The organism is Schnuerera sp., from assembly GCF_035459645.1.
Taxonomy (GTDB): domain Bacteria; phylum Bacillota; class Clostridia; order Tissierellales; family Tepidimicrobiaceae; genus Schnuerera.
Map to the genome: position 1 here is coordinate 1 of NZ_DATHXO010000538.1, position 6,019 is coordinate 6,019.

7 protein-coding genes, 1 pseudogene and 1 riboswitch are annotated in these 6,019 nt (G+C 32.4%); of the genes and pseudogenes, 7 read left to right on the plus strand and 1 reads right to left on the minus strand.

Annotated features, from left to right (window positions below):
• The first annotated feature begins 92 nt into the window (after positions 1-92).
• The 6 genes from VK998_RS12570 to VK998_RS12595 all read left to right on the plus strand — a co-directional run bounded on the left by VK998_RS12570 (position 93) and on the right by VK998_RS12595 (position 5,139).
• Positions 93-320, plus strand: a complete 228-nt coding sequence (locus VK998_RS12570; protein ID WP_325228916.1) for a 4Fe-4S binding protein — start codon at positions 93-95, stop codon at positions 318-320.
• Positions 321-340: 20 nt separating this feature from the next.
• The gene (locus VK998_RS12575; RefSeq protein WP_325228918.1) at positions 341-1,402 is read left to right on the plus strand and encodes a 3-methyl-2-oxobutanoate dehydrogenase subunit VorB; all 1,062 of its coding nucleotides are present in this window, start codon (positions 341-343) and stop codon (positions 1,400-1,402) included.
• Positions 1,402-2,148: a thiamine pyrophosphate-dependent enzyme gene (locus VK998_RS12580; protein WP_325228920.1), complete on the plus strand. Its 747-nt coding sequence runs from the start codon at positions 1,402-1,404 to the stop codon at positions 2,146-2,148. Before VK998_RS12575 ends, VK998_RS12580 begins: the two co-directional genes overlap by 1 nt.
• Positions 2,149-2,706 carry a 2-oxoacid:acceptor oxidoreductase family protein gene (locus tag VK998_RS12585; protein WP_325228923.1) on the plus strand — a complete coding sequence of 186 codons (558 nt, stop codon included), beginning with the start codon at positions 2,149-2,151 and terminating at the stop codon, positions 2,704-2,706.
• A 284-nt stretch (positions 2,707-2,990) separates the two neighbouring features.
• Positions 2,991-3,122, plus strand: a riboswitch (cyclic di-AMP (ydaO/yuaA leader).
• A gap of 95 nt (positions 3,123-3,217) precedes the next feature.
• The gene (locus VK998_RS12590) at positions 3,218-4,339 is read left to right on the plus strand and encodes an NAD/NADP octopine/nopaline dehydrogenase family protein (protein ID WP_325228925.1); all 1,122 of its coding nucleotides are present in this window, start codon (positions 3,218-3,220) and stop codon (positions 4,337-4,339) included.
• Between the two features lie 395 nt (positions 4,340-4,734).
• Positions 4,735-5,139 carry a hypothetical protein gene (locus tag VK998_RS12595; RefSeq protein WP_325228927.1) on the plus strand — a complete coding sequence of 135 codons (405 nt, stop codon included), beginning with the start codon at positions 4,735-4,737 and terminating at the stop codon, positions 5,137-5,139.
• Positions 5,140-5,156: 17 nt separating this feature from the next.
• Here VK998_RS12595 and fabZ read toward each other — a convergent pair whose 3' ends face one another.
• Complete coding sequence (gene fabZ / locus VK998_RS12600; RefSeq protein WP_325228930.1) at positions 5,157-5,588, minus strand: 3-hydroxyacyl-ACP dehydratase FabZ; 432 nt, start codon at positions 5,586-5,588, stop codon at positions 5,157-5,159.
• 213 nt (positions 5,589-5,801) lie between these two features.
• Here fabZ and VK998_RS12605 point away from each other — a divergent pair.
• A pseudogene (locus tag VK998_RS12605) lies at positions 5,802-6,019 on the plus strand (3-oxoacyl-ACP synthase); the annotation flags it as partial.

Consider the following 6,019-nt stretch of genomic DNA (forward strand, 5'->3'; position numbering starts at 1 on the left):
CAGATAATTTACAAGGCGAAATATTCCCGATGACTTTATATATGAGGGAAGAGTGGATGGTCTAACAATATAAAACATAAGGAGGTTTTATGATGGCCAAAGTAAAAGGAAAGGTAACATTCCAAGAAGACCTTTGCAAAGGATGTGGTTTATGTGTATCAGTATGTCCTGTAAAAATCATATCCTTAGACAATAACAGAATAAATGCAAAGGGCTATCATCCAGCTACTATTGAAGAGATGGACAAATGTATTGCTTGTGCTAATTGTGCAACTATGTGTCCAGATTTAGTAATAACTGTGGAAAGACTGAATAAATAAATTTTTAAGGAGGGTTTTTGATGGCTAAAGTTCTCATGAAGGGAAATGAAGCTATAGGGGCAGCTGCTATAGAAGCAGGCTGTAAGTATTTTTTCGGATACCCTATAACACCGCAAAGTGAATTGCCAGAGTATATGGCACGAGAACTACCAAAGGTTGGAGGAATTTTTTTACAAGCAGAATCTGAGATAGCAGCAATCAATATGGTTTACGGTGCTGCAGGTGCAGGTGTAAGAGTTATGACTTCCTCATCAAGTCCAGGTATATCATTAAAACAGGAAGGTATATCTTATATTGCAGGAGCAGAGCTACCTTGTTTAATAGTAAATATAATGAGAGGTGGACCAGGACTAGGAAGTATACAACCGTCTCAAACTGATTATTTTCAAGCAACAAGAGGCGGAGGAAACGGAGACTATAGATTAGTAGTATTAGCTCCAGCCAATGTACAAGAACTAGTAGATTTAATAATAGAAGGATTTGATATAGCAGATCAGTATAGAAATCCAGTTATGATTGTTGGAGATGGAATGATAGGACAAATGATGGAACCAGTAGAATTTAAAAAGCCAAAACAAAGGGAACTACCAGAAAAAGATTGGGCAACTACTGGAACTGAGGGGAAAAGAGAACCCAATATTATTAATTCACTATATTTAGCTCCTGAAGAATTAGAAGAGCATAATAAAAAACTACAAAAAAAATATAAAACAATAAAAGAAAATGAAGTAAAGGTTGAATCCTACAATATAGAAGATGCAGATGTAGTTATAGCAGCTTACGGAACAACATCTAGAATTGCAAGAACAGCTATATCCCAATTAGAAAAAGAAGGATATAAGGTAGGACTAATTAGGCCTATTACTTTATGGCCTTATCCTTATGATGAGTTCAATAAAATAAATGAAAATTGTAAAGGAATATTAACAGTAGAAATGAATACTGGACAAATGATAGATGATGTAAAAATAGCTGTTAAAGGAAAATATCCAGTATATTTCCATGGGAGAACTGGTGGTATGGTACCTACACCAGATGAAATCATTGCAAAAGTAAAAGAAATCTATGGAGGTGAAAAATAATGTCAGTAGTATTTAAAAAGACTAAAGGACTAACAGATGTTTCTACTCACTATTGTCCTGGCTGTACTCATGGTATTATCCATAGGTTGGTAGGAGAAGCTTTAGAAGAGTTGGGAGTATTAGATAAAGCTATTGGTGTAGCACCAGTAGGATGTTCAGTCCTTGCTTATAAATATTTCAACTGTGATATGCATGAAGCAGCTCATGGTAGAGCGCCAGCTGTGGCAACGGGAATAAAAAGAGTAAGACCTGATAATTTTGTTTTCACCTACCAAGGAGATGGAGATTTAGCTTCTATCGGTACAGCAGAAGTAGTTCATGCAGCCCATAGAGGAGAAAAGATATCCACTATATTTGTCAATAATGCAATCTATGGAATGACAGGAGGACAGATGGCACCTACTACTTTGATTGGACAAAAAGCCACTACTGCACCTTTAGGTAGGACTGAAGCTCATTCAGGGAAACCAATTAGAATGTCAGAGCTTTTGGCAACTATTGATGGAGCCAAGTTTGTTGAAAGAGTTACTGTAACTACTCCTGGCCATGTGAGAAAAGCTAAAAAAGCTATAAAGGAATGCTTTAAACTTCAAATAGAAGGCAAAGGATTTGGAATAGTAGAAGTATTGTCTACTTGTCCAACTAACTGGGGATTAACACCAGAGGAAGCCTTAAGATGGCTTGAAGATAATATGATACCTTATTATCCTCTAGGAAATTTTAGAAAACCAGAGGAGGTGGAGTAAATGGAAGAAAGAATAACTATTGCAGGATTTGGTGGACAAGGGGTAATGGCTATAGGTCAACTTTTAACCTATGCAGGTATGATAGAGAAGAAACACGTTTCTTGGTTACCTTCATATGGACCAGAAATGCGTGGAGGAACAGCTAATTGTAGTGTTATTATATCTAGTGACCCAGTAGGCTCACCGGTAGTAGTTAATTCTACAACAGCTATTGTTATGAACAAACCATCTTTAGATAAATTTGAACCTACTGTTTATGAAAAAGGCAGACTTTTTATAAACTCATCTTTAATAGATGATAAAGCAGAACGAGAAGATATAGATGTATACTATATTCCTGCCAATGAGACAGCAGATGAATTAGGAAATATGAGGGTTGCAAACATGGTAATGTTAGGAGCCTATTTAGAAGTTACAAAAGTAGTAGATGTAGAATCCATATTAGAAGGATTTACAAAAGTATTTGGAGAAAATAAATCTCATTTAATTCCTATAAATAAAGAAGCCTTAGAAAAAGGGGCAGAAATTGCAAGAAAACAGATAAAAGAAATGGTATAAACCTAAAACCGATTCTTCCTAGGAAGAATCGGTTTTTCTGTTTTTAGAAAAATATAGATAAAATATTTGCATTTATTATTAAAATATGATATACTAATTTTGTCGTGATTATACTTATTTTAAACCTTAATTTAAGCTTCTAAACAATTCTATTCATTTTATAATATCAATATCCATTAAAGATTTATTAATAAAAACTCATTTCAAATCAAATTGATACAGTATAATTTTAAATAACTAACCTAGGTTTTAAATTTTAGTTGACTGCTAATAGAATTTTAAATTTATATCTATCGCTAAATTCTTGAGAAAGAAGCGGGGGAACCATTTAAATGGGGTGAATCCTTTATTAGGACGGGCAAAATCCCTTAGCCCGAACCCGTCAGCTAACCTCGCAAGCGTGGAGGGGGGATTGATAATGTATTGTTATCTATCGACTATGGGGAGCCCTCTATAGTCTATTATTTTACTTAAAAACAAATAGGGAAATTATGGGATAGGAGGTAATAGTATGAAAAAAGATTTAATTTATGCTGTTATTGGAGCAGGCAATGGAGGCGTTGCCATGGCAGGATATTTAAGTTTATTAGGTTACAAAGTGAATCTATACAATAGAACTTTGGAAAACATACTTCCGTTAATTAGAAAACCTAGGATAGAATTAACGGGTGAAGTAGAAGGGGAAGGAAAGTTAAACATAGCAACAAATAATATTGAAGAGGCTATAAAGGATGCTGATATTATAATGGTGACTGTGCCAGCTATGGGGCATTATTATTTAGCTAAGGAAATGGCTCCATATTTAAAGGATGGTCAGGTAATTGTGTTAAATCCTGGGAGGACAGGAGGCGCTTTAGAGGTATATGCAACTATTAGGCAATGTGGATCAAATAAAGATATTATAGTAGCTGAAGCCCAAACATTTATATATGCTTGTAGGAAAACATGTGAAAATAGTGCTCATATATTTAAATCTAAAAAGGAAGTAACATTAGCTGCTATTCCAGCTATAAAGACGGATTATGTAATAGAAATGCTTAAGGAGGCTTATCCTCAGTTTGTAGCGGCAAGAGATGTAATTGAAACCAGTATAAATAATTATGGTGCTATATTTCATCCAGGTCCTACCCTTTTAAACAGCGGACATATAGAAAGAGGTGCTCCTTTTGAATACTATACAGAAGGTATAACACCATCGATAGGAAATTTTTTAGAAAAGATGGATGCTGAAAGGATGAAAATAGGTTTTCTACTCAACGTAAATACTTTATCTGCTAAAGATTGGCTAGAGGAAACTTATGGTGCAAAAGGAGATAATTTATATGAAGCAGTTCAAAATAATCCTGCTTATAAGGGGTTACAAGCACCTAAAGGTTTAAATATAAGATATATATATGAAGACGTGCCTTACAGCTTAATTCCTATGTCAACTTTAGCAAAGGAATTTAACATAGAGACTCCTGCTATGGATTCTATAATTAGAATAGCAGGGTTAATAACAGGCATAGACTTTTTCGAAGAGGGAAGAACGGTGGAAAGATTAGGATTAAAAGGTTTAACAGCAAAAGAGATACATGAATTTGCAGAAAAAGGGAAGATCTTCAAAGAAGATGAAGAGGTAGTTGCTTCATGAAGAGAGCAGTACGATATACCATTGGAAATATAAAAAAGCTTGCTATATAGCAAGCTTTTTTATATTTCCACTTTCTTTTCTTGAAAATCATCTTATGATATAGTACTATATAAGTATAATAATTAGGACTTTATACCTACAAATCTTGCGGATTTACGACAAAAAATTTTTAAAAAGTCGAAAAATGGGTATAGCAAAAGTATGATTAAACATTAATAAAATTTCCTGGGAAATAGTTTACTAATATCGACAAAATATTCCCATATTAGAGAATCTCATTTTTCTAATAAATATAGAAATTATCTTTTATAATTACCAAATTGGCTCATATAATACCTTGATATTAGCATATAATAGAGAAAAGCTAATTAATAATAAGACAGAGGTGTGTTTAAATGGGGGATCAAAAAAAGAAAATAGAAAATTGTATAAAAGCAGCTTTAGAATATTTGCAGAATACGAATTCTGTTAAAGGATTGGATATAATAATCGATATTTATGATGAAATCAGATATTCAAGATTGGATAAAAAGGATATTAATCAAAAAATTTTGAGGGTATTATATAATTTAATAGAATCGGATAGTATAGACTCTCTATTAGGAAAAGAGGACAAAAAGATATTGGCCTCATTTTTAAAAGATTTTCTAAAAATAAACTGTGAATCAGGAAATTGGTGTTTAGGAAACAAAGAATTTGCAGAATTGACATTAGATGAGCTCCGTAATGTATTAATAGAAATAAAATACTTAAAAGAAAAGAAACTATCTAATAAAAACAAGTTACCTATTAATGGATAATAGGTAACTTGTTTTTATTATTCTATGGCGAATAAAAATTCTCCTTCTGCAGCTATTTGTTTATCGACAAAAGCACTTCCTTTACCTATCCCTATAGAATTTCTTACTTTTATAATTTCTATTTCCATTTTTAGTATATCTCCAGGAACTACTTTTCTTTTAAAACGAACCTTATTTATTCCTGCAAAATAAGGAGTTCGTCCTTTATATTTTTCTTCAGATAATAAAACAACTGCACCGACTTGGGCTAAGGCTTCTATAATCAATACTCCAGGCATTATTGGCATATTAGGAAAATGGCCTTGGAAAAAATGTTCATTCATAGTTACATTTTTATATCCGATACCATTTTTACCATTGGAAATTATTTCGACTCTATCTATTAATAAAAAAGGATATCTATGGGGAATAATTTTCATTATATCATCAATATTTAATATGTTTTTCATTATATCACCTCGTGTTAATGATTTTATTGAAATAATATTGTTGACCATTTTACAAAAATACTATATACTAATTCTTAAAGTTTTTGTTATCCATATAAATATAATACAGAAACTTAAAATTTTTATCAACTAATTTTAAATTAGTGTATTAAAGAATAGAGGGGAGGGATAAAATAGTTTGACTCCAATATAATTTTCTACGGAGGTGTAAAATTGAATAATTTATATCCAGTAGGCATAACTGGCATAGGTAGTTATGTACCAGAAAAAAAGGTTACCAATTTTGACTTAAGTAAGATAGTAGATACATCTAATGAGTGGATATTAGAAAGAACTGGTATTAGTGAAAGAAGAATAGTAAATCAAAATGTGTCTACATCTGATATTGCTACTATTGCGGCTGAAAAAGCTTTAGAAGATGGAAATGTACG